Source organism: Thiomicrospira microaerophila (assembly GCF_000934765.1).
Taxonomy (GTDB): Bacteria; Pseudomonadota; Gammaproteobacteria; order Thiomicrospirales; family Thiomicrospiraceae; genus Thiomicrospira; species Thiomicrospira microaerophila.
The window spans coordinates 1-21,033 of record NZ_KN882197.1; the positions used below are offsets into that span (position 1 = coordinate 1).

Sequence of the window (21,033 nt, forward strand, 5' to 3'; positions counted from 1 at the left end):
ACCGAACAACAAAAACAACACAACCGATTGGCCTCAGAAGTACGCTACATCGTGGAGCGCACCTTTGGTGTATTAAAACAGCACTATGGAATGGCACAAGCCCGCTATAACGGACTCAAGCGCAATGCGGCAAAATTAACACTCATGTGTATCGGATACAACCTAAAACGGGCAATAAACATACAACTGAGCTAAGGCTCAAGGGGTGCGTGTATCCAAAAAACAGGATATACGCACAAAGCAGCAAGAAAGCGTCATAAAAGTGACGCAAAACAACGAAAAAAGGACTAAAATGCAAGACCACGGTTCAAAAAAGTCGAATTTGAAAATTTAACTTTGGGAATAGCTGGGTTTTGCAAAGGTCTCATAATAAATCAAAAACTGACAATCAGGTCTCGCTCCCACGTTGAACGTGGGAGCGTCTTGGACTTGGGTTTGAGCGTTGTTTCATAGGTTAAATCGGTCTACATTCCCACGCACAGCGTGGGAACGAGGCCAAATCCAGCTTTTTTGCAGCCGATGGGCTTTAGTCCGACAGGCTCCTAGCCAACGCGCGCCGAGTGAGCTTAAATTTTCGAGTAGGTTTGCTCTACCACCGTCACAGGTAATGGACGACTAAAATAATAACCTTGAAAATGTGCGCAACCCAGCTTTTGTAAAACGTCTAATTCTTCTTGAGTTTCGACCCCTTCCGCAATCACATCAAAACCATAAGCCGCACACAAAGAAATAATGGTTTTAACAATCGCTTGACTCTTTGTTTCCGGATTGAGCAAATGACGCACAAACGATTGGTCAATTTTTATTTGATTCAAAGGCAAACGATGCAAGTAACTCAACGATGAATAACCCGTACCAAAATCATCAAGCGATATTTTTATTCCCAATCCGCTTAATTTATTCATATTATCAATCACCTGTTCAATATTTTGAACCAGCAAACTTTCGGTCAACTCAAGCTTCAAATACGAAGGATTGATCGGATACTGCCTTAAAACGCCCTGCACCTTTTCAACAAAATCAAGCTGGTAAAACTGTTTACTGCTCACATTAATGGATAAGGTCAAAGATGAAAAATGGGGGCACTGCTGCCAAGCGGCTAACTGACGACACGCCTGCGCCAACACCCAATCGCCCAGCTCAACGATCAAGCCTGACTGCTCAGCGACTGGAATAAACTCCGCGGGTGAAACCATGCCCTTATCTGGATGCTGCCAGCGAATTAAGGCTTCTACTCCGAGCAACTCACCCTCTAGGGTCGTTTGCGGTTGATAATAAAGCTCAAACTGATTTTGCTCCAAACCGCTCAATAAATCAGCTTGAACAGTAAAAAAGCGACGTGTAATATCCTGTGCATCCGAATCAAAGAAAGCAAACCCTTGATCATTCACGTTTTTAGCCTGATGCAACGCCGTATTCGCTTGCGTCAAAATATCCGTGGCGCTGTATTGCCCTGACCTACAAAGCTGGCTGATCCCGGCCTTCCCCTGACAACGCACAAGCTGATCACCAAGCTGAAAGGGTTCAGAAATAATTGACAATACTTGCTGAACAATCGCCTCTACATCCAAAACCCGGGCGGTGACATCTTCATTTTTTAAGCAGTAAATAACCGCAAACTCATCACTGCCCAGACGTGCAATCAGCTTAACCACACTATCGAGCGACGCATTTAAACGCCCCGCTAGGGTGGTAAGCAGCATATCCCCCACTGCCTGACCCAATGAATCATTCACCAACTTAAAATTTTCTATATCAAAACAGATTAAAACAAAAGCGCTTTGCGGTTTCTCAAGCAAACTATCAAGCGTTTTAATTAACAACGTGCGATTAGCAAGACGTGTAAGACTGTCATAATAAGTGAGCTGTAAAAGCTTTTGCTCCGCATCCTTCTGATGCGTTAAATCAATGAAACTGCCTACAAAATACTCGATGTGACCGTCTTGATCTCTAACCGGCTGAATCGTTAAAAATTCTGGATAAACATGACCGCTTTTATGGCGGTTCCAAATCTCTCCAGACCAATAGCTATGCTGTTCAAGGTCTTGCCACATCTGCCGATAAAAAGCCTTATCTTGCCGCCCAGAACTCAACACAGTCGGCGTTTGGCCGAGCAACTCATCCAATTGATAACCGGTAATCTGCGTAAAAGCGGGATTAATTTGAATGATCCGATTCTCCTTATCGGTAATCATCATCCCGCTAGGAATATTAAACGCCACACTGGATATTTTTAACTGACGCTGCGAGGATTCCAAACGCTCCAACATTGTATTAACTTCAGCATACAACCGGCAAAACTCATTATTGTCCTTACAAACTAAACGATTATTTAATTGATCAGCGGTAACAATATCATCAAGAAATGCGATTAAATGATAGATTGGCGAGGTAAAACGTTTTTCGAGCAAAAAAGCCAGCAAAAACGAGAAAAACAACATCAACAAACCAATAAGCGACAGCACCGGCAAGTCACGTTTAATCGCTTGCTCAAGCGTCAACACCTCCATCCGAATCAACACATGACCTAAACTGGACTGTAAATAGCGTGACTCCACCAACACATCCAATACGCCGTTGTTAAATAGGAGTGAGCCAGCATCAACCGTAGCAGGAAAAATTGGCTCAACTCTCTGTGCATCACGATTATAAACATGAACCGCCTGCTGATTGGCGTCAAATAACACCATTGACTCTAACGTAGGAAAAGAACGAAGCTTAGAAGAAAGATCGGCGGCGGCATTAATGTCATTTAATAACAAGATTCTGGCGAACTCCTGCCCTAACATCAAACTAATACTTTGTGCCTGCTCAGTCGCTTGATGCTGTTGATTCGACATAAACCAACTTAAAAAAGCCACATAACCCGCTAATGCGGTCGAAGACGCCACCAACATCATCACCGCAATGAGCTTAAAACGAATAGACTTAAACCTGGGTAAACGCACGGATTTATACTCCATTAGACTAGTCTAATCCTTAACTTCAAGGCTTGGATTAGCAATAGGCAATCTATCATTATTACCCCATTCAACCCAAGAACCATCATAAACGGCTGCCTTATAACCCAACTCCTTAAGAATTACATAATTCAACGCTGCTTCAGCACCTCCATCACAATAAAGCGTAATGGTCTGATCTTTTGGTAGATGTTGATACAAGCCAACTAAATCGTTCAAATTATGTAACTGCGCACCCGTATCCGTTTGCTTGATATTTTGTGTACAAGGCGAATGCTGCGCCGTTGGAATATGACCGTGTCTCTTAGCCATAGATTCCAAACCCATATAATGAGACTCAGCCCGACCATCCAATATAGGCGTGTTACCCACCGCCATCAAGGTACCTAACTGCGTTTGAAGCAAATTATTATCCAGAGAAGTGATAAAGTTACGAGGAGTGGGTTGGATAGGCGTGGTTGAACTGGGAATATCCACCCCCTGCCAATTACCATAAGCCACATTGAGCATTTGCACCTTTTCATGCCCCAGGGTTTCAAGCAACCATACCAACCTTGCACTCCAGATAAAGCTACCGTCATCAATCGCCACCACCCGAATAGACTGATCTATTCCCGCACGACCAAAGAGGTTTCGCAAAACATCAAGTGGAGGTATTTTTAGATCCTCATCAAACAAACTCATATAATAAATATTGACTGAATTTTGTACATGCCCTGCCGCAAAGGCTTCCGGCTTTCGCAAATCCACAATCCGAACAGAGGGGTTATCAATATTATTCTGTAAAAAATCAACACCCACAATCCTACTGTCCGCGACGGCCTGAAAACTAACAAACAGCATCATTAAAAGCCCTAAACCCACAAACTTACTCGTCCTATTGGCTACACACTTTGCACTATTCGAATATTTCATAACCGCTCCCCGGGCATTAAAGAAGATTATAACCACATAAATAAAAAGTTTATTATAATTCATTTCACCGCTTTTGATACATAAACAAAAGCCACTGCCTAGGAGCCTGTCGGACTAAAGCCAATCGGCTGCAAAAAAGCTGGATTTGGCCATTTTTTGCCCACTTCCTCGTCAAATAGCTCGCTATTCTCCTCGGAATTGAACAAAAACTGACTCAATCGAAGAAAGCGAAGCTAAACCAGACTTTTTTTCGCTTCGACCGGTTTAGTCCGACAGGCTCCCAGAGTAAACGCATCTTAAGCAAATATTAAATCAACAACTTACAACCAGACCTCGCTCCCATGTTGCTCTAACGTATGCATTGCAGGCTAAAGATTCCGGCCTTCGCCGGAATGACGATAAATGATCTCAAACACCCCCGCTAACAACCCATCACCAACAGCCCGTCTTGTTCTTTATGGCTTATCTTTTCATCCCAGCTTTTAGTTGAGCTTCGATCAAATATAATCAGCACGCCTTCACTGGCTTCTACCTTGCTCATGTATTCTTTTGTTTGTTCTATCCCTTTTTGGGTGGTTTCTTCTAGGTTGGCGTAGAGTATTTTGGTTTCTATCACGATATGCTGCATGGGGCCAAAAAAGCCCTGTTCTGTTGTCGGCCATTCGATGAAGATATCGGTTCGGCCTCGCCCGAGTGCGTATTCACGATGGATGCGACCTCCACCATTAATGATGCGCTGTAAAAAAGCTTGGAGCAGAAGCTGGGGGCCGGCCTCTTTGTATTGAAATCGTTCTATCCAGGAGTCGGCGTTTTTGCGGAAAAACGCTTGGAAGGCTAACAGCAGTTTTTTTGTGTTAAGGCTGTTGTCTTCGTTTAGGTACCAGGCCTGCTCTTGGTTGGGTATGTTGGTTTGGGTGAGCCATGTGAGCTCTCTTGGGATGATCTCTTTGTAAATATCATTGCTTATGTGAACATTGGGCTTAGAGACGATAAGCCCTAAATCCTCTACATAGAGCTGATCATCGGGTTTAAGGGTTTTGGTGATTTCAAACTCACTGTTACCAATAATCGAGGAGATGACGTTATAAACCCGCTCTTCTCGCAGCTTGTCGGTCAGTTGGTCGAGGTGGGTGGCTCGGCTTTGTATCAGCTCTTCTCGGGCGATCATGTAGTGCGCGTAGCTTATGTGTAGACTTCTGTCTCTGAGTTCTCTGTTTTTCCAGGTGAGTTGATGCGCTAGCGCGTTGACGAGCCAGGGCTGGCCTTGGGTGTCGCTCCAGAGTTTATCCCAGATTTTTTCATCAAATGTTTGCCCTGTCGCTTGGGTGTGTTGCAGCCAAAGCGTTTTGCAGTCTTGATAAGTGAAGTTGCCCATTCGTATTGATTCGGCTTTGATGTTGAACGCACTTCCGCCAGTGATGATTTCATGGTCTTTGGTGTGGATGCGGTAGTCTTTTATATCTCTCACACCACAGAGAATCAGAGCATGGGGAAAGGCGTCGGGTCTTTGGGCGTATCCTGCACGGATTTGGCGCAACAGCGAGATGAGGGTGTCGCCTATCAGCGCATCGACTTCATCTAGCAGGAGTACGGTGGGTTTGTTGGTGGTTTGGGCCCAAAGCTTGAGGAGTGTGGCTATTTTATTTTTAGGTGAGGTGTTTTTTCCATCCTCGCTGTAGTACCATTTTTTTAAACTATCATCTCTTAAATAGAGCTCTATTGACTCAGCAATAGCCATCGCTATCGCTTCTACGCCCTCGTTTACATCGCCTCTTGCCGCCTGCGCCGCTTCGATGTTGGCATAAACACATGCATAGGTATCACCCGCGTTTAGCTCCTCCATAATACCGATTAGCGTCGAGGTCTTGCCTGTTTGGCGTGGCGCATGAAGGATAAAGTAGCGTTTTTGAGCGATGAGTGATGCTATCTCCTCCCAATCCACTCTTAAAAGTGGGTCAATATGATAGTGATCCGCTTTTATGGTAGGTCCTGCTGTGTTAAAAAACTTAGGCATCTCAACTCTCTCTTTTGCTTTCTTTGGGCAGTGATTATAGCTGAAAAAAAATTCCCCGTCATTGCGAGCGAAGCGTGACAACCTCTTAATCGCGCGCCGTTTTCCAGCTTTCCAACCAGGCCTGGTTGTCTTGTGGTTTGGCGAATAAAAAACCCTGCATTTCCATCTTATTAAACTGGGCTAATTGAATACGCTGCTCTTCGGTTTCGATACCCTCCGCCACTACTTGCAAGTTCATCTGCTGTGCCATCGCATAAATCGTTGGAACCAAACTATGCGCAATACCGGCCTCATCCATCGCCAAAATAAACGCACGGTCAATTTTTACCTCATCCACCGGCAAATGCTGTAAATAACTTAACGACGAATAACCCGTGCCAAAATCATCAATCGAAAACCGCACCCCATAAGCTTTCAAAGCTTTCATTTTTTCAACCACATCCTCAAAGTCATCCAAAAACAAACTTTCTGTGATTTCTAGCATTAACCCCTTTGGGTTCGCACCGGCTTCTGCCAAGAAGGTTTTACACTTGTCGACAAAATCCTTTTGCCTAAAATGGCGTGGACTCGTATTCACCGCCAAGCGCAAACTGGGGTCACGCTGCTGCACCTTGGCCAACACCTTACACGCCTCCCGCAAGACCCAGTCACCCAAAGCAACAATTAAATTCGACGCCTCCGCCAACTCAATAAACCGCCCAGGTGGCAACAAACCCAGCTCAGGATGCTGCCAACGCACTAAACACTCCAGCCCGACCAGCTTTTGCTGCTGATTCACCTGCGGTTGCACAAACAAGCGCAACGCATCCTGCTTAATACCCTGTTCCAACGCCCGTTTAAGTTGATGATTTTCCAAATAACGCTGCAACATCGACTGACTAAATACACATAAGCCTTGCGTGTTTTGGGTGCGCGCCGCTTTTAACGCCATCCCCGCTTGATTGAACACCTCATTAATTAACCCCACCCTTGTGGTGTAAGCGTCGTCAGAACTCAGCGCCGCTACCCCGACACACACCTCCAAATAAAACAACTCACCTTTAATTTCAAACGCCTGATCAAACTGTTTAAGCGTTTTCTCACCCATCATTTTTAGCCAATCCGCTTGTTCAAGCATCGGATTATCATCTTCCAAAAACAAGGCAAACTGATCCGCCGCCAAACGCGCCACCAGGCCTTGTTTGTTCAACGTCTGATTCAAGCGCCCCGCCACCGCACGCAAAATAGCATCCCCCATATCCACGCCGTGCAACTGATTAACAAACTTAAACCGCGAGATATTCAACAGCACCAGCGCCGCCTTATCCCACTGCCAATCTAAGCTATGCAAACGGCTATCCATCACCTCAATCAATTTATTGCGATTCGCCAATCCCGTTACCTGGTCACGATACAACAAATCTTCGATGCGTTGTTCACGCTGCTTACGCGCAGAAATATCCCGTTGAATCGCTAAAAAATGTGTCACATTGCCATCTACATCCTTAACAGGCGAAATAATCGCCTGACTCGGATAAATCTCACCATTCTTACGCCGATTGCTCAACTCACCGCGCCAAACCTCTCCCGCTCTTAGCCGCGCCCACAAGGCGTTATACACCGCTTCTGGGGTTTCGCCTGAACGCAATAATCGCGGATTCTTCCCCAATACCTCATCGGCACGATAACCGGTTGTTTGCTCAAACATCGGGTTCAAATAACTCACTTGCCCTTGCGTATCGGTAATCACAATCGCTTCTGGACTCTGCTCAACAGCCTGCTTTAACAAACGCACCTCCTCCAACGCCAAATGCAACCGATTACGCTCACGCGTTAGCTGTTTTTGCCGTAACAACAACACATAAATCACCGCAACCACCATCATCAAAAACACCAGCAAACCGATTAAAATTTCCGTAAACCACCAATGAATTAACTCCTTAGCGCTCAACTCAAAATCATCAAACGGCTCAAGCCGCAACTCACGTAACAACAAATCAATTGTTCGATAATCACCCGCCACACTAAAGCCCGCGATTGACATAGACGAAGCCACCTCACCCTCGCGTGGCATCGACAACAAAGCGGCGGCCACCAATCGCGTCAACTCCTTATCAACATTAGGCATCGCCGCAAACGCCCACTCCGGATACAGTTGGGTACTGGTGACAAACGGAAACGACGGCACGCGTCGCGCATTCAACAACTTAAGCTGGCTCATGTCTAACAAACCCCGCTCAACAAGCCCCTCCAACACACCGGTACGCACAAACCCCACATCCGCATCGCCTCGCAACACCGCTTCCACCGCATTCCGCTGGGGTTGCCCCGTAATGACGACCCTCGCATCCTGAGGCAAACGCACCCCCTGTTGCAACAACTCAAACGCCTGCATTTGGTACGCCCCCAACCCGGTCAAAGACGCACCGGCCACGGTTTTACCTTTTACATCACGCAAAGAGGCTATATCATCCCGATGGCTAGCCGTAAAAATGACGCCGCCAAAATGATCTGTTAACACCCCGCCTTCCTTATTCAACAAGGACGCCAGTGGCGAACTTAGCTGATGACGATAAGTCAACAACACATACTGCGCAGGCTGCGTCAACACAAAGTCGACCCCACCCTTTGCGACAACCTGCTCCATTTCATCATTATGGAACACCGCCAATTCAAACTGCGCATCCTTAAGTGCACTCGACAAATAATCGGCCAAAGGCGCCCAACGCGCAAACGTCGACGCCTTATCACGAAACGCCAATACCGCCAGCCGATAAACGGGGGGATCAACCCTAGCCGCTTCACGCATACCCGCTTCACTCATCGCCGCTTGCGCTTGCGCCTGCGCGGACACATTCAGCAACAATACCGCTAGCACCAGCCCAAACCTTTTAAACCACGTCGTCATAACCATGTTCAATCCTAGATTACTCAATCAAACGCACGCAATGTTTGATCAATTTTTACAAGTGTATCTTCTAAAGAGGTCTGACAGGCTTGCCATTGATCCGCCGTCGGATATTGCCGCTGCTCGATTAATTGCGTAATCTCAGACAAACTATCGCCAAAGCGTAACGCCGCCATACTTAAACTCACCGCCTTTAAACCATGACAGAGCCGGAATGCCTCGCGCCAAAATGCCTCGCCTTGATCCTCAGTTGTATCCACCCCTTCAAAACACTGCATAATCGTTCTAAAATCCTGCTCAACAAGCTGACGAAAACGCCCTAAAATCTGAAGATAAAACGCTTTTTTGTCACCCACCATCTGTACGCCCCGCTTCATATCCAACAGCACACGCAATGGCGCATGCGCCAATGAAAGCGGCAAATCAATCAACTCAACAGGTTGTCCAAGCCACCGGGCTAAAGTCATCGTGGCTTGATGAAAATGCAAAGGCTTCGCAATCAAATCATTCAAACCCGATCCCAACGCCAATGCCTGTTCATTCTCGCCCGTGACCGCTGTTAACGCCAAAATCGGTGTAATCGGATCAAACTGACGAATCTGAGCCGCCGCCTCATAGCCATTGATGCCCTGCATATGCTTATCCATTAACACCAAGTCAAATGAATCCGTCTGCATAGACTCGATAGCCGACTCGCCATCTTCAACAAACACCCCCTCCAAACCAAGACGATTTAATAACTCCACAATCATATCCTGGTTAATCGGATTATCCTCCGCTACCAACACCCGACCCGATAACACCACATCCTCAAAGCGCATACGCTTGGGCGGCTGCGTATTTCTTTTTTGTAAATAGCCAAATACCTCATCCTGCGAACAACGCGTCAACGGCAAAATAAAATAAAACGCACTGCCTTTAGACGGTTGGCTTTTAACCTGAATACCCTTACCGCCCATCAACAACACCAAATCCTGACTAATCGCCAAGCCTAACCCCGTGCCGCCATAAGATTGCGCAATCGAATCATCGCCCTGACTAAAAGGCTTAAACAACCTCGCCAACTGCGACGCGTTCATGCCGATACCGCTATCGGCCACCTCAAACAAAAATCCCGCTTGCTCCGCCGAAGGCCTCACCGATACGCGTACGCCTCCCTGCTTAGTAAACTTTATCGCATTACTCAACAAATTGCTCAACACCTGACGCAAACGCACATCATCGCCACAATACACCAGCCCTACGGCATCATCAACCACCCAACTTATTTGCAAACCCTTCGTCGCCGCCACCCCCTCAAACTGCCCCACCGCCTGTTCCACCACCTCGCGCAACTCAAACGGGGCATGCCGGATCATCAACTGCCCCGCTTCAAGTTTGGAATAATCCAACAGATCATTCAACAGCTGCATTAGATTGTGTCCGGCCTCGTGCATCTTAGACAAATACGCGTGAATCTTGTCAGGGTCATCCGTTACAAGCAAACCCAACTCCGTTAGCCCCAAAATCCCCGTCATCGGTGTACGAATTTCATGACCGACTACCGCTAAAAAACGCGACTTCACCTGATTCGCCTGCTCCGCCTGAGCCCGTGCCTCCTCCAACCCGGCCTGGTGTTTATTTTGCATCTCAATCAGCTGATTAAAACCGCGTACGAGCTGGGCCACCTCATCCGCCGAACTTAACTGCAACGGCGCCAAAGGTGCCAAGGGTGCTGCCTGCTTTAAGCGCTCACGGATCTGCTGACTCGCATGCTTCAAAGGCCTAAACTGTTTATTTAAAAATACAAACAACGCCGGCAAACCAATCAACAAGATCAACAACACCAACAAAAACAAATTTTTCAACAACTGATGAGTGCTCGCCATGACACTGGCAACCGGAATCACCGCCACCACGTGCCAATCAATCAACGACAAAGGCTGGCTCACAAACATCACCGTCTCGCCCTCAAACCCCAACGCCTTGCCCTGATTCAAGCCACCCGCAACCTGTTGAATTAAATCCGGCTGCTGTAGCTCACCCAATGGCTTAAAGATATACCCTTCATCGGTAGAAGACACAAATAAACCATTGTTCAAGTCAATTAAATAAACCTGTTCATCTGCTCTAATCACACGCTGCGCCAGCGCTTTCATCATAAAATCATCTGCCAGCAAACTAATCCCCACCATAAAACCCAGCAACCTTCGATCCTGAGTTAAAATAGGTGCATTTATACTAATAATAGATGTTTGTAACCGACGCCCAATAAAAGGCTGAGAAATATAGGGTTCTAAATGGGCTTTAACCTGCTTCACATGTTCACGATCATCATAATGCGTACCGACGCGCTCCGGCAAAACCGGCGAATCAACCCAACCGACCCCCTGCTCATTCAACACCAACAAACCGCCATTAAAAAACTGATGCAACAACACCCGCTCATCTAACATGCGCTGCAATTGCGCCTGTGATTTTAACGCCTCACCATCATGCAACAAACTCGCAAACTCACTCAACGCCGCTCGCCGATCATTCAACGCATCATCCAATAAATGCGCAATCGCTTCAGTCGTTGCCTGTTTTTGCTGAAAAAAACGCTGTGTCGATTCACTCAAAAACGCCTGACTGACCAACACCAATACCGCCAACACCAATACCACAGAAAAACCCAAGGAAGCGACTAATATTCGCCAGCTCAAATGCGCAGATAACCACCTCAACATTAAACGATAACCACCCGATTACGGCCATCTTCCTTGGCTTGATATAACGCCTGGTCTGCACGCTTTAATAGATTTTGTGCATCCACCAAACTATCTACAGGCTGGCTAATCGCGCCTAAACTGATTGTCACCCTATCCGTAACCTGTGAATAACCATGTGAAAACGCCATATCCCACACCGCTTGGCGCATTTTTTCCGCCATTAACGCCACGCCCTGCGCATCGGTTTCTGGCAAAATCGCCACAAACTCCTCACCGCCATAACGTGCCAACAAATCCGACGGGCGACGAAAAACCGACTGCAACGCCTGCGCCACCTTCACCAAACACTCGTCTCCCATACCATGACCATAATGATCATTAAACGGCTTGAAATAATCAATATCCATCATAATCAAACCCAAAGGTTGGTGACTACGAATCAAGCGATGCGTTTCGGACAACAAGGTTTGATCAAACTGCCGGCGATTCGCAATACCCGTTAAGCCATCAATCTGTGACTCCTGCTCTAACAAATCGGTTTTGTGTTTCAACAAAATCTGACTGCGTACCCGCGCCTTCACCACCGGCAACTTAAACGGCTTGGCGATATAATCTACCGCGCCCAACTCCAAACCCTTTTGCTCATCAGTTGAACCATCCAGTGCGGTAACAAACATCACCGGAATAGACTGGGTTTTTGGATTATTCTTTAACGCTTTAATAACCGCAAACCCGTCCATCTCCGGCATCACAATATCCAGCAAAATCAAATCCGGCTGTGGCATTTTTTCCGCCAACATTAAAGCTTTCGCACCGCTATCCGCCGCCTGAATTAAATACTCCCCTTTCAACCCATTCGCCAAGACTTTTAAATTCGAAGGCTGGTCATCCACAATCAAAATACGCCCTTTACGCGGCTCTGTCGACGGCAATGGCGAGCCTTCTTCCAATGGCGCCGCCGTTGTAACCGCCATGTCCTCCAGCGCACAAATAACGTGTAAAGCTAAAAACCGCGCCAAACAAGCCTGCAACTCCAACTGATTAATCGGCTTCGACAAATGATCATTCATCCCCGCCTGCACCGCCTTATCACGATCCTCCACCGTGGCCGCTGCTGTCAACGCAACAATCGGAATCGCTGGGTTAAACTCACGAATCGCGCGCGTCGCCTGATAGCCATCCATCACCGGCATTTGAATATCCATCAAAATCAAATCGAATGACTGAATCTTGGTCTTCTCGACCGCCTTCGCGCCGTTCTCCGCCAAACTGACATCCAACCCAAACTGACGCAACACCTCTGAGGCCACTTCCTGGTTAATCTCATTATCCTCAACCAGCAACACCCGGCCGACAAATTGTATAGGATTAGAAAGGCTCGCCGTCTTCGACTGACACAAAACCTCAAGCTGCTCGGCAGAAGCGGCCACCAAGCGCACACAAAACGAAAACCGACTGCCCTTGTCCTGCTGACTGGTAACCTTTATAGCCTTGCCCCCCATCGCCAACACCAAGCTTTGGCTAATCGCCAAGCCTAAACCCGTGCCACCATAACGGCGCGTAATACTGGTATCCGCCTGACTAAACGCCTGAAACAAACTCTCGCATTGCGCCTCATTCATACCAATACCGCTATCCTTAACAGCAAAACACACGCGCCCCAATTCATCCTGCTCAATCCAAACACTCACCTCTCCATGCTGGGTAAACTTAATCGCATTCGCAATCAAATTATTCAACACCTGCCGCAAACGCATCACATCACCCAAATAACCGCGTGCCAAATCGCCCTGCACATGCACCTTAAACGCCAAGCCTTTTTGCTCCGCCATCGGCTGATAAAGGCTATGCACCTGCGCCACCAAATCCTCAATTAAAAACGGCTTGTTTTCAAGTGTCAGCTTGCCGGCTTCAATTTTTGAAAAATCTAAAATATCATTTAAAACCCCCAACAACAGCTCGGCAGATTGATGGGCTTTTTTTACTCTTTGGCGCATTTTAGGCAAGCTGGTTTCCTTTAACGCCAGCGCCGTCAAACCCAGCACTCCATTCATCGGTGTTCGGATCTCATGGCTCATATTCGCCAAAAAATCCGATTTCGCCTGATTCGCCAGGTTTGCCAATTCACGTTGTTTTACTAAATGACGATTTAACCCCAGCATCGAACCCAAACTCAATGCCAATAAAACCATCAACACCATCATCGTAGTAATCGCCCAACGATACTGCTGCCACACATCCGTCCAATGGGTTTCAACGGCACCATCAAAGGGTTCGGTGCGTAAACTGCGCATCAGACTCTCGACATTTTCATAATTTTTAGGGCGTGTAAATCCAAGTATCTCCGCCGACTGAGCGGCAGGATGCGCCGCCGATAAATTCAACAAAGCCACCGTCAACGAATTCGCCTGCTGCTCTGATACACTCGGCAACGCCATCACCGGCCACTCAGGGTAAAGCGGTGTGCTATGCACAAACGGATAATCCGACACCTGCTGATTAATCACCACAATATCCTGCCAGCTAAGCGAACCCAAAGCCACCATCGCCTCCAAGATACCGGTGCGCACAAAACCGACCTCCGCCGCACCCGCCAACACCGCGTTTACCACCGCATCATGCGGCATCCCGGTTAACACCAGATTTCTATCAGCGGGCAAAGCCATACCCGCTTGTTGCATTTCATAAGCCTGCATTTGATAACCACCCAACGACCCCGGCGTCACCGCCGCAATGCGCTTATTAACGGTATCCGCAAGGGTTTGAATCTGATCGCTATGCGCCGCACGAAACACCACGCCACCAAACTGATTAATCGGCACACCGTTTTGCTGGCGGGTAATGGTCACTAATGGCCCCGACATTTGCAAATTCATCCGCTCACGCAACAAAATATAATGCGAGGGATTGGTCATCACCAGATCAATCTCGCCAGCCAATAACGCCTGCTCCAACCCCTTATAACCCAGCGGACGCAAGGTGATTGAACAATGCTCACATGCGACATTCTGCTCCAAATAGCGCATCAACGGCTGCCACTGCGCCATCGTCACTGCCTCCGGTCGAAACGACAACACCCCAAACACCAAATGGGTCTTTTCCACACTCAAGGGCGCATTCTCCGCAAGCGACACCCGCAGCGGACTCAACGCCAACCAAAGACCCAAAACCATTAACCCCATCCACTTCATAGTAAACTTCACGCTACATTCCTAATTATTTGTTTAACCTGAGGCATTCCCACGCCTCGCTTCACGGCCATTAAGTTAAGAAAAAAAACTATCATTACGAGGCCAAAAAATCACTCGTCATTGCGAGGCCAAAAAATCACTCGTCATTGCGAGGCCGCAGGCCGTGGCAATCTCAAACCAACTGTGCGCGCCCTCAAGAGATTGCCGCGTCGCTGCGCTCCTCGCAATGACAGACTTTTTTGGAGGGCTCTTTTTACGTCATTACGCCACCAAAAAACCACTCGTCATTGCGAGGCCAAAAAATCACTCGTCATTGCGAGGCCGCAGGCCGTGGCAATCTCTTACAGACTGAGCGCGCCCTCAAGAGATTGCCGCGTCGCTGCGCTCCTCGCAATGACGGTTTATTTTGCTGGGTTGTTTTTCAATCTCGGTGTATGTCAATTTTCGCTGCCGTTAACTGCTTTATTAATTCATCGGCTTGCGCATCCCAGCCCGCTTCCAACCAGGCCTGGTTGATTCCGCCTGCTTGAATCAGCTTTATCGCCTGTTCATAGTTGGCCGCGACCTTCACCTGATAGTCCGCCCTTGCGCTTTGGGCTAGGGTTTTAAGTTGCTGTTTATCCGGGCATAGGATTAATAGCACCGGCTTCTTATCCAGACCCCCGTCATCGCGAGGCCGCAGGCCGTGGCGATCTCTTGCAGACTCCGCGCGCCCTTGAGAGATGGCCGCGTCGGCTTGTTGCCATGGCTTGAGTTCACGACTTAACACCCGATATAAGGCTTCTGAATCAAGCGGTTTGGCAAGATGGTCATTCATCCCTGCCGCCAAGGCCTTGTTTTTGTCTTCCACCATCGCTGCGGCGGTCAGCGCGATAATCGGGATCGTTGGGTTAAACGCGCGAATCGCACGGCAGGCCTGGTAACCGTCCATCACCGGCATTTGAATATCCATTAAAATCAGGTCGAATGCTTGTGTTTTAGCTTTATCCACCGCCACTTGACCGTTTTCCGCCACCTCAAAACTGACGCCGATTTGACGCAGCATTTCACCCGCCACTTCTTGGTTGATTTCGTTATCTTCGACTAACAATATCCGACCTAACAGCTGTGAATGATCACTAAAATGCGGCTGGCTAATCAGTTGTTTACGCTGTTCATCATCACACAAGGGCATGGTGACGCTAAAACTAAACACCGAACCCTTACCTAATTCGCTTTGAATATGAATATCATCGCCGCCCATTAAGCGCACCAGTTTTTCACTGATCACCAACCCCAAGCCCGTGCCGCCATGTTTGCGGGTAATGCTGGTGTCGGCTTGGGTAAAGGCCTTAAACAATTTAGCTTGTTGCTCAGGGCTCATGCCAATACCGGTATCTTTTATCGAAAATGCCAACCAGGCCTGGTTGTCAATCTGGCTATTTTTTGGGTACTTAAGCACAATCTCTAAGCGTACCTCTCCGCGCGCGGTAAACTTAATCGCATTGCCAATTAAATTGGTCAAAATCTGGCGCAAGCGCAAATTATCGCCGTATAAACAAGTCACACAATTATCGGTGCAATCGCAATACACACCAAAATCTAGCCCCTTATCTTGCGCCATGCCGATAAACAAACTATTCAATTCATCTTTTAGCTGTCTCAACTGAAACGGCTGCGGATCGAGTTCCAACATCCCCGCTTCAATCTTCGAGAAATCTAAAATATCGTTGATAATCCCCAGCAACAAACGACCCGACTCGTTCACCCGTTTAAGTTGATGGTGCATTTTCTGAGGATCGGTTTCTTTCAGCCCCAGTTCACTCATGCCAATAATGCCGTTCATCGGGGTACGAATCTCATGGCTCATGTTGGCCAAAAATTCGGATTTCGCACGATTGGCGGCTTCAGCCGCTTGTTGCGCTTTTTTGGTTTCAGAGATGTCTTGAATAATAGACCAAATGACATCGCGCCCCTCTAGCGTTTGGGTTTTGAATCCATGTAACAGCACCGGATAACGTGTGCCATCTTTACGGATGTATTCTTTTTCAAAAGGCCCATAGCGCCCGGTTTTTTCTAGGGACTCAAGTTGGCGCTTTTCATCATCCATGTATTCTTTAGGGGTTACATCAAAATAGCTCAGCTGTTTGAATTCTTCAGGGGTATAGCCCGCCGGTTCATTAATCGCGGCATTAAACGCTAAAAACTCACCCGTGTGATAATCATTCATCGCTATGCCGACTGGCGAAAGCTCAAACAAGCCACGAAACTTGGCCTCCTCCGCCATGATATGTTGCTGCGCCTGAACGCGTTCGGTGATGTCCGTAATCACACCATCTAAATACGCGGGCTGTCCAAGCGCATCATACTGCTGTGCCGTACCGGTTTCACTCACCCACACAAGCTGGCCTTGTTTATGACGAATGCGATATTCAACTGTATATTTTTGTCTGGTTTTGACCCCTTGCTGAACAGCCGCATCAACAACCGCTAAATCCTCTTCTAAAATAATATCCGCCCAGGTTAAGCCGCCTGTTAAAAATTCATCCGAGGTATAACCGCACAACTGCTCGGCATTCTGACTCGCATGCCGCATTTTCCAAGGCGCATTGACCTCACAGCGATAAATCAAAACCGGCAAGTTCTCGACCAAGGTGCGGTATTTATCTTCACTTTCAAGCAAGGTTGCTTGCGCCTGCTCAAGCGCCAACTGCTGTTGTTTATACTCGGTAATATCGTTATGCGCACCCAGCATGCGAACAGGTTTTCCCTGTTCATCACGTATCGCTATGCCTCGGCAACGCACCCAAACTGTATGCCCATCGCGATGTTGATAGCGCACAACTTGATCATAAGGATAGGCAGGATCAGCCAGGTGTTTTGTAAAGTTTTCAGTCGCGGCTTTTAAATCATCCGCATTAATCATATGCTGCCATTCACTGGCCAGGTGCTGTTTAGTCGCCGGGTCATAGCCCAATACCTGCCAAAACTTAGGATTCATCCACTCATGCTCTGGATTCTCTAAATCCCAAAACCACAAACCATCTAACGCCGCTTCTTGAATAAAATCGAACAATGCAGGAGACTGTTGAAGCTCTTTATACAGCTGTTGCTTTAAATAATGTTCCATGTCTAAATTCCTTAATTCCGCAGTTACACAGGTCACATACCTTGCTCTGCAATACCCGATTTATTTCTGTGTCATTCCGGTCATTCCGGTCTTTACCGTCATCCTGCGCGTAGTCGCAGGATCCATCTGGGCCGGCCATAGACCCTGCGACTGCGCGCAGGGTGACAGAGCCGACTTTGCGCGTCACTCTCAAAAGATCCCGGCCTTCGCCGGGATGACGGGGTATTTCTGCGTCATTCCGGCGGCGGCATTTTCAAAACAATTCACTGTGACTACCAAGGCGTGCCAGTTGCAATCGGGTTTCGATCACGCATCATCTAACGATCCGATTGTATGCCCTTTGCCTTGCGCAAGTTCTTGCATCGCGGCTTGTGTTTGCGCGTTAGGTTGAACCGTTTTTAGCTCAAACGGTATGCCACCGTGGTTGATAACCGCTTTGGCAAACAACTTTATTGCTTGTGATGCGGTTAAGCCTATCTCTTGGCAAACTTGATTGAAGGCTTCTTTAGTTTCTTGGTCAATTCGTGTTGTGAGTACGTCCGATCTCATATTATTCTCCATTTCTGTATAAACATTGTTTGTACTTTGATTATACACCACTCCCTACCACTCGTCATTGCGAGGTCAACAAATCACTCGTCATTGCGAGGCCGTAGGCCGTGGCAATCTCTTGCAGACTTTGCGCGCCCTCAAGAGATTGCCGCGTCGCTGCGCTCCTCGCAATGACGGTTTATTTTGACAGCCTATTTTGCTGGGTTGTTTTTCAATCTCGGTGTATGTCGATTTTCGCTTCCGTTAACTGCTTTATTAATTCATCGGCTTGCGCTTCCCAGCCATCTTTCAACCAGGCCTGGTTGATTCCGCCTGCTTGAATCAGCTTTATCGCCTGTTCATAGTTTGCCGCGACCTTCACCTGATAGTCCGCCTGTGCGCTTTGGGCTAGGGCTTTGAGCTGTTGTTTATCCGGGCACAGAATTAACAGCACCGGCTTCTTATCCATTTCACTGTCATCGCGAGGCCGCAGGCCGTGGCGATCTCTCGCAGACGGCGCGCGCCCTTGAGAGATTGCCGCGTCGCTTTGCTCCTCGCAATGACCCAGATTAGCGTCATCAGCGTCGGCTTGTTGCCATGGCTTGAGTTCACGACTTAACACCCGATATAAGGCTTCTGAATCAAGCGGTTTGGCAAGATGGTCATTCATCCCTGCCGCCAAGGCCTTGTTTTTGTCTTCCACCATCGCTGCGGCGGTCAGCGCGATAATCGGGATCGTTGGGTTAAACGCGCGAATCGCACGGCAGGCCTGGTAACCGTCCATCACCGGCATTTGAATATCCATTAAAATCAAATCAAACTTCTGAACGCTGGCTTTATCCACCGCCACCTGACCGTTTTCCGCCACCTCAAAACTTACGCCGGTTTGGCGCAGCATTTCACCCGCCACTTCTTGATTGATTTCATTATCTTCAACTAACAATACCCGACCGAACAACTGTGAATGATCACTAAAATGCGGCTGGCTAATCAGTTGTTTACGCTGTTCATCATCACACAAGGGCATGGTGACGCTAAAACTAAACACCGAACCCTTACCCAGTTCACTTTGAATATGAATATCACCACCACCCATTAAGCGCACCAGTTTTTCACTGATTACCAACCCCAAGCCCGTGCCGCCATGTTTGCGGGTAATGCTGGTGTCGGCTTGGGTAAATGCCTTAAACAATTTGGATTGTTGCTCGGGTGTCATGCCGATACCGGTATCTTTTATCGCACATTCCAACTGCGCCAAATCATTCGGCTGATTAGAGTCAGGATATTTCAGCTTAATCTCCAGCCTAACCTCACCGCGCGCGGTAAACTTAATCGCATTACCAATCAAGTTAGTCAACACCTGGCGCAAACGTAAACTATCGCCATACAAACAGGTCACACAATTATCGGTGCAATCGCAATACACACCAAAATCTAGCCCCTTATCCTGCGCCATGCCGATAAACAAACTATTGAGCTCATCTTTTAGCTGTCTCAACTGAAACGGCTGCTGATCCAATTCCAACATCCCCGCTTCAATCTTCGAGAAATCTAAAATATCATTGATAATCCCCAACAACAAACGACCCGATTGATTCACCCGTCTAAGTTGGTGGCGCATTTTCTCAGGATCAGTTCCTTTCACCCCCAGCTCGCTCATGCCAATAATGCCGTTCATCGGCGTGCGAATCTCATGGCTCATATTAGCCAAAAACTCCGATTTGGCTTTATTCGCGGCTTCGGCTACCTGTTGTGCCAGCTCCGCGGTCTTTTTAGCATCTTCCATAGCGCGCTGATACTCCACCTCTTGGGTCACATCGCGCCCCGTACCCCGAAAACCTAGCAACTCACCCGTTTCACTGATAATCGGCAGACCACTGACGCGCTGATAGACCAAACGCCCATCGGGATGATGAGACACATGCTCTAACCCCCGCCATGAGCTTTTTTTCGCCGCCCACTCCATGACCATTACTTGCACTCGCTGTGCTTCTTCAGCTGGCATAAACTCAAACGGCGACCGACCGATAATCTCGTCCACGCTATAGCCCAACAAATCCTCAACCTGCGGGGTAATAAAGACATATTTGCCCTCGGCATCAATTTCCCAAATATACTCACCCGCCGCCTCGGCAACGTCTTTAAAACGCTTCTCACCCTCGGCAATCACCCGAATCGCTTGTTTTTGTTCGGTAATATCACGGAACACGCACAAAAAAAGCGTTTTCTGTTGCTGATTTAACAGAACAACAGACACCTTTACATCAATAACCGACCCATCCTTGCGGCGATGACGGGTATCAAAATCATCACGCCCCAACTCAAGAATCTTGCGGATATGCTCACCAATTTGTTCCAGCGTTTCTTGGGCTTCGTAATCCGGAATGCGTAATCCTGCAAATTCCTCAGCGCTATAGCCCAACTGCTCATGCGCAATCCGATTAAACTTAACCGGCAACCCCGTCTCAGGATCAATCAAAAGCGTCGCATCAGGATAGAGTGCAAACAAGGTCTCGAACCACTGCTCACCTAAGCTTGACAGCGTTTGCTCAAACGCTTGTTTGTTTTGGTTTAAATTATCTTCCATTTAGCCACTCCTGAATTCACAACTTTATTTATATTTTAACCTATTAAACCGCACCTAATTTAACCCGGCTACGCGCGCTCTCAAGAGATTGCCGCGCTTCGCTCGCAATGACAGCATATTTCTTTGTCATTCCGGCGTAGGCCGGAATC

Annotated in this window: 10 protein-coding genes; 1 reads left to right on the forward strand and 9 read right to left on the reverse strand. The window is 47.8% G+C overall.

All coding sequences use genetic code 11. From position 1 onward, the window contains the following. A partial coding sequence (locus tag NA59_RS13425) for a transposase (RefSeq protein ID WP_044410722.1) occupies positions 1-195 on the forward strand: 195 nt, incomplete at its 5' end. A 371-nt stretch (positions 196-566) separates the two neighbouring features. Here NA59_RS13425 and NA59_RS13430 read toward each other — a convergent pair. The 9 genes from NA59_RS13430 to NA59_RS14595 all read right to left on the reverse strand — a co-directional run bounded on the left by NA59_RS13430 (position 567) and on the right by NA59_RS14595 (position 20,884). Continuing rightward, positions 567-2,963: a putative bifunctional diguanylate cyclase/phosphodiesterase gene (locus NA59_RS13430; protein WP_052501701.1), complete on the reverse strand. Its 2,397-nt coding sequence runs from the start codon at positions 2,961-2,963 to the stop codon at positions 567-569. A 9-nt stretch (positions 2,964-2,972) separates the two neighbouring features. After that, entirely contained in the window at positions 2,973-3,875 is a 903-nt protein-coding gene (locus tag NA59_RS13435; protein ID WP_198401124.1) for a sulfurtransferase, read from the reverse strand. Between the two features lie 421 nt (positions 3,876-4,296). After that, positions 4,297-5,889: an AAA-like domain-containing protein gene (locus NA59_RS13440; protein WP_044413994.1), complete on the reverse strand. Its 1,593-nt coding sequence runs from the start codon at positions 5,887-5,889 to the stop codon at positions 4,297-4,299. 85 nt (positions 5,890-5,974) lie between these two features. Beyond that, the gene (locus NA59_RS14580; protein WP_052501702.1) at positions 5,975-8,782 is read right to left on the reverse strand and encodes an EAL domain-containing protein; all 2,808 of its coding nucleotides are present in this window, start codon (positions 8,780-8,782) and stop codon (positions 5,975-5,977) included. A 17-nt stretch (positions 8,783-8,799) separates the two neighbouring features. After that, positions 8,800-11,484, reverse strand: a complete 2,685-nt coding sequence (locus tag NA59_RS14585) for a hybrid sensor histidine kinase/response regulator (protein ID WP_052501703.1) — start codon at positions 11,482-11,484, stop codon at positions 8,800-8,802. After that, complete coding sequence (locus NA59_RS14890; RefSeq protein WP_157792650.1) at positions 11,484-14,669, reverse strand: response regulator; 3,186 nt, start codon at positions 14,667-14,669, stop codon at positions 11,484-11,486. Before NA59_RS14890 ends, NA59_RS14585 begins: the two co-directional genes overlap by 1 nt. A gap of 409 nt (positions 14,670-15,078) precedes the next feature. Next, the gene (locus NA59_RS14590) at positions 15,079-17,766 is read right to left on the reverse strand and encodes a PAS domain-containing hybrid sensor histidine kinase/response regulator (RefSeq protein ID WP_052501704.1); all 2,688 of its coding nucleotides are present in this window, start codon (positions 17,764-17,766) and stop codon (positions 15,079-15,081) included. Positions 17,767-18,072: 306 nt separating this feature from the next. Further along, positions 18,073-18,315 (reverse strand): type II toxin-antitoxin system RelB/DinJ family antitoxin, encoded by a 243-nt coding sequence (locus NA59_RS13470; protein WP_044413997.1) that lies wholly within the window; start codon positions 18,313-18,315, stop codon positions 18,073-18,075. A 214-nt stretch (positions 18,316-18,529) separates the two neighbouring features. Beyond that, positions 18,530-20,884 (reverse strand): PAS domain S-box protein, encoded by a 2,355-nt coding sequence (locus NA59_RS14595; RefSeq protein WP_052501705.1) that lies wholly within the window; start codon positions 20,882-20,884, stop codon positions 18,530-18,532. Positions 20,885-21,033: the final 149 nt, after the last annotated feature.